General features: G+C 51.8%; 1 rRNA gene. It reads right to left on the bottom strand.

The features are described from left to right. Positions 1-336 (bottom strand): 16S ribosomal RNA (locus tag ACTHSL_RS13295); the annotation flags it as partial.

Here is a 336-nt window from a genome sequence, read left to right as displayed (position 1 = left end):
TTCCACAACCCTCTATCTCACTCGAGTCAATCCGTTTTCGACGCAATTCCCAGGTTAAGCCCGGGGATTTCACATCAAACCTAATTAACCACCTACACGCCCTTTACGCCCAGTCATTCTGATTAACGCTTGCACCCTCTGTATTACCGCGGCTGCTGGCACAGAGTTAGCCGGTGCTTATTTTGCGGGTACCGTCATAGTTCGCGAATATTCCTCGCTAACCTTTCTTCCCCACCTAAAGTGCTTTACAACCCGAAGGCCTTCTTCACACACGCGGTATCGCTGGATCAGGGTTTCCCCCATTGTCCAAGATTCCCCACTGCTGCCTCCCGTAGG

It is taken from the genome of Neisseria sp. P0008.S010 (assembly GCF_051962715.1).
GTDB lineage: Bacteria > Pseudomonadota > Gammaproteobacteria > Burkholderiales > Neisseriaceae > Neisseria > Neisseria elongata.
This window is presented reverse-complemented; position numbering and strand designations above follow the sequence as displayed.